We start from the raw sequence: 4202 nt of genomic DNA, 5'->3' as shown, positions 1-4202 counted from the left end.
GGACCTGGCCGACCGTCGCCTGGCCGAGCGGCTGTGCAAGCACTGCTTCAAGACCGGCTCGATGGTGTTCGAGCAGCTGCCGATCGAGCATCACACGCTCGGCACACTGTGTGATGACCGGGCCAAGGCCGAGGCGCGTCGCCTCGCCGAGACCCTTCCGGCCGATCAGATCCCGACCTATGTGCTGGACGGGATGGCGGTGGGCGACCACGCCAAGGCCGGTGCTCTGCGCTTCTTCGCCCGCGGCACGCTCGAGAACGAGCCCCTGGGCGAGCCGGTGCTGCGCCGCTATTTCGAGGCGTCACTGATCACGGCGTTCGCTATGCAGGCGCTGTTCGCCAAGGAGCGGATCGACGCTGCCGCGTTCCACCATGGCATCTACGTCCCGCAGGGCATCGTCGGCGAGGCCTGCCGCAGGCAAGGCGTCCACGTCGCCAACTGGGTCGCGGCGTACCGCAAGAACTGCTTCATCTTCAGCCACCACGACACCTACCACCATACGCTCATGGACGAGCCGGTGTCTGAGTGGGAGAACCTGCCGTTCGACGACACGCAGGAGCAGCTGATCCTCGACTATCTCAAGAGCCGCTGGTCGGGCACGCGCGACTGGATCTGGTTCCATGAGAAGCCCGACGAGGACGTCGAGAAGCTGATCGCCGAGCGCAGGATCGACCGAACCAAGCCGATCATCGGCTGCCTCACCAACGTGTTCTGGGACGCGCAGCTCCACTATCCGGCCAATGCCTTCCCCAACATGGGCGCCTGGCTGATCGAGACGGTGCGCTGGTTCGCGGAGCACCCGGAGCTGCAGCTGCTGATCCGGGTCCACCCGGCCGAGATCCGGGGCACGGTGCCAGCCCGGCAGAAGGCGGTGGACGAGATCGCCAAGGCCTTCCCGGTCCTGCCGCCCAACGTCCATGTGATCGGGCCGGAGGAGCAGGTCAGCACCTATGCGGCCATGCTGCTGTGCGATTCGGCGATCGTGTACGGCACCAAGACCGGTGTGGAGCTGACCTCGCTCGGCATCCCGGTGATCGTCGCGGGCGAGGCCTGGATCCGCAACAAAGGTCTCACCACCGACGCCCGTTCGGTCGAGCACTATCGCGAGATCCTGGGCGGGCTGCCGTTCGGCCGGCGGCTGGACGCGGCGACGGTCCGGCGTGCGCGGATGTACGCCTACCACTTCTTCTTCCGGCGGATGCTGCCGCTGCCCTTCCTGGTGCCATCCAAGTCCAAGGCCATGTACGACCTGGGCATCACCAGCCTTGAGGAGCTGATGCCGGGCCACCATCCGGGCTTGGACGTGATCTGCGAGGGCATCCTGAACGGGAAGCCGTTCGTCTATCCCGCCGAGAAGCTGGGCCTGCACGACGCCGAACCGGCGTCAGCCGCCGCCTGACAGCCAGCCTTTCAGCCGCCCGAGCAGGGAGGTCGCCGGCGCCGCCTCCACCCGCATCGCCCGCTCGGCGTCCAGGGCCGACTCCCGACGGCGCAGGGCATGGACGGCGCCCTGCTGGCGCTTGACCAGGTCGGTCATGGCCGGGTCGGCGGCGAGCCGCTCCAGCTCGCGCTCGAAGTCAGTCAGCAGCACGCCCGGGTCGTGGCGGCGCCGGTCGTAGCGCTGGCGGGTGATGCCGGCGAGATCGACCAGCCGCCTGGCACAGGCCAGTACGTTGGCCTCGGCATCGAAGGGCACCGGTGCCACCCGTCCCGCCCAGGCATCGTCCATCGCCGCGGCCAGCACATCCGGGTCGTCCGTGCCGAAGAAGCGGGCATCGGGCGCCTGCTCGCGGTGGACCGGGAACTCCGCCAAGAGGAGAGGGCGACCGAGTACCTTCGCCTCCTCCACCACCGAGCTCCAGCCCTCGAACCGCGACGGCTGGATCACGGCGATGCAGTCGCGCAGCAGGGCCAGCTGGGTGACGCGCGGGATGCGGCCCAGCACGTGGCAGCGCGCCACCAGGCCGTGCCGCTCGATTAGCCCCCGGATCCGCCCTTCATTGTCCGGCCAGCGCGGGTCCTTGGTCTCGCCGGTGAAAACCAGCTGGACCGTCCGGTCCCGGCAGCGCGCCAGAGCTTCCACGGGCAGCTCCAGGTTCTTGTGCCGCCACCACTGATTGCAGATCAGCAGGTAGCGCTCCGGCGCCTCCTCGGCACGCGGCAGGGCTGCCACCTCGCCCGGATCGACCAGGGCCGGGAAGGGCAGGCGGACGGTTGGCACCATGGCGTCCCCGACGATCCGGCGCGTGTCCGCCTCGGCCATCGCGGAGGAGACGGCCAGCGCCGGCGTGCGCGTCGCCAGCAGCCGGAAATGCAGGTCGCGGCGGGCATATTCTGCCTGGTCGAACAGCTCGGGCAGGTAGCGGCACTGCCAGTCCGGGATCCAGCCGGCCCAGGGCGCACCGGTCGGTGCCTCGAACAGCTGGGTGGCGGGATAGACCAGGTCCAGGTCGAGTAAGCCCGCCCGGTCGAACGGCTCGACCGCCGCCGCCAGGTGCCGGTTGGCCTCCGCGATCGGCTGGCCACGCTCGTCGGCCACCAGCAGCACGACCTCCGGCCGCTCGATGGCGGGCAGGCGGGACAGGGCGGTGGCCCAGGCCAGCACGTAGTGGATGCCGCCGGTCCACAAGGGATTGCTCAGGACGCGCAGCCCGATTCTCACGACGCGGTCGCCTTCAGGCTCTGCTGCCGGATCGGCCCGAACACCCGGTCCGCCGTGGCTTCCGGATCCTGCCAGTCATATTCCTGCCTGGAGGGCAGCTCCTGCTTCGCTAGATCCTTCCAGCGCTGCACGTACACGTCCCGGTCCGCCGCCATGGTCGTGTTGTTCTGCACCCTCAGCGCTTCGCCAGGATCGACATAGTGCTCGACATGGGCATCCGGGACGTCGTGGATCGTCCAGCCCTTGTCCCACATCTTCAGGCAGAGGTCGCTGTCAGCCTTGTAGAACCGGTAGGCCTTGGCATCGATCCAGCCGACATCCGCCATGGCCCGGCGCAGCAGGAAGCCGTGGTTCACCATCATCCGCCCGCCCAGCGTCCTGCCCACGAAGAAGCGCTGGTCGTCCGGCCAGTTGCGGAACGGGAAGGCCAGGCCTCCTACCCGCTCGCCTTGCGCCTCCAGCTCCGCCAGACGGTCGAGCCCCGCCTGGAGTGCCCCCGGCAGCAAGAGGCAGTCGTCCGAGATCATGCAGACGATCTCCGCATTGGCCGCGCGAAACGCGAGGTTCATGAAGAAGCCCCAGCTCCGTCTTGGCAGGGGCTTGCCCTGCCATTCCCCGCGATTGTGCTGGACGATGGTGATGATGTCCTTCTGCGCGGTGAGCCAGGGCAGGGTCGCGTCCATCGAGCCGCCATCGATCACCACGATCTCGACCTCGGCCGGCACCTTCTGCGCCCGCACGCTCTCGATCGCGGGCACCAGCAAATGCAGCCGGTCGAGCGTGCCCAGCACCACCGAGATCTTCGACAGATCGGTCGGCCGATGCTCGTTCGCCGCAGGCTGGGGCGTCGAGGGCTGGGTCGACGGGGCCTCGGTCGTGGCGCGGCCAAACGGCCAGGTCAGGCGCATGAGCAGGACAGACTCGCGTTCTTGAACCGGTTGCCGTGCCCGTCTAGAACCTCTCGCGATGAGACGCCATCCGCGCCGACCATTTGGCGCCCGGGCGAAGATCCACCCCCTCGCGAACGGTCATCAGGCCGCATGCCGGCACTCTCTCCCTTTGACCATGCGTTCGCCGACGGGCCCGTCTTCCTGGAGCCGTCCGGCTTTATTGCCGCCCTCAAGATGACGCGCTCGCTTGCCGCCGCACGCCGGCTGCAGGCGGTTTGGCGCTCCTTCCATGGGGCGGGCCAGCTCGGCCCGGACATCCGGCTGGGCCTGGATGCCCGGCTGGTCAACCGCAACAAGCGCGAGGCCGTCCGCATCGGCCGCCACACCGTCAGCCGCGCCATCATGCGCCTGGAGCCCACCGGCCGGCTCACGGTCGGCGAGCGCTGCTATTTCGGCGACGGCGTGCTGATCTCGGCGATGAACCACATCCAGATCGGCGACGGCACCCTGTTCGCTCATGGCGTGCAGGTGTTCGACAACAACACCCATCCGATCGACGCGGAGGAGCGCGAGCGCCACTTCGCGAAGATCCTGGGCTTGTCGAAGAACACCGACTATCGGATCGCTCATGCACCGGTGACCATCGGCCG

Annotated in this window: 4 protein-coding genes; 2 read left to right on the top strand and 2 right to left on the bottom strand. The window is 68.5% G+C overall.

The annotated features are described in order from the left end of the window. The coding region (locus EQG76_RS15115; RefSeq protein WP_200840836.1) for a capsule biosynthesis protein at positions 1-1399 on the top strand (1399 nt) is incomplete at its 5' end. Here the strand turns inward: EQG76_RS15115 and EQG76_RS15110 are convergent. Both EQG76_RS15110 and EQG76_RS15105 read right to left on the bottom strand, forming a co-directional pair. Then, positions 1385-2662 (bottom strand): glycosyltransferase, encoded by a 1278-nt coding sequence (locus EQG76_RS15110; RefSeq protein WP_159714889.1) that lies wholly within the window; start codon positions 2660-2662, stop codon positions 1385-1387. The two genes, EQG76_RS15115 and EQG76_RS15110, sit on opposite strands and share 15 nt — an antisense overlap. Continuing rightward, positions 2659-3570: a glycosyltransferase family 2 protein gene (locus EQG76_RS15105; RefSeq protein ID WP_159714887.1), complete on the bottom strand. Its 912-nt coding sequence runs from the start codon at positions 3568-3570 to the stop codon at positions 2659-2661. Before EQG76_RS15105 ends, EQG76_RS15110 begins: the two co-directional genes overlap by 4 nt. Positions 3571-3702: 132 nt before the next feature. Here EQG76_RS15105 and EQG76_RS15100 point away from each other — a divergent pair. After that, positions 3703-4202: LbetaH domain-containing protein (locus EQG76_RS15100; protein WP_159714885.1), on the top strand; the 500-nt coding region annotated here is incomplete at its 3' end.

The organism is Geminicoccus flavidas, assembly GCF_009806515.1.
GTDB classification, from domain to species: Bacteria; Pseudomonadota; Alphaproteobacteria; order Geminicoccales; family Geminicoccaceae; genus Geminicoccus; species Geminicoccus flavidus.
This window is presented reverse-complemented; position numbering and strand designations above follow the sequence as displayed.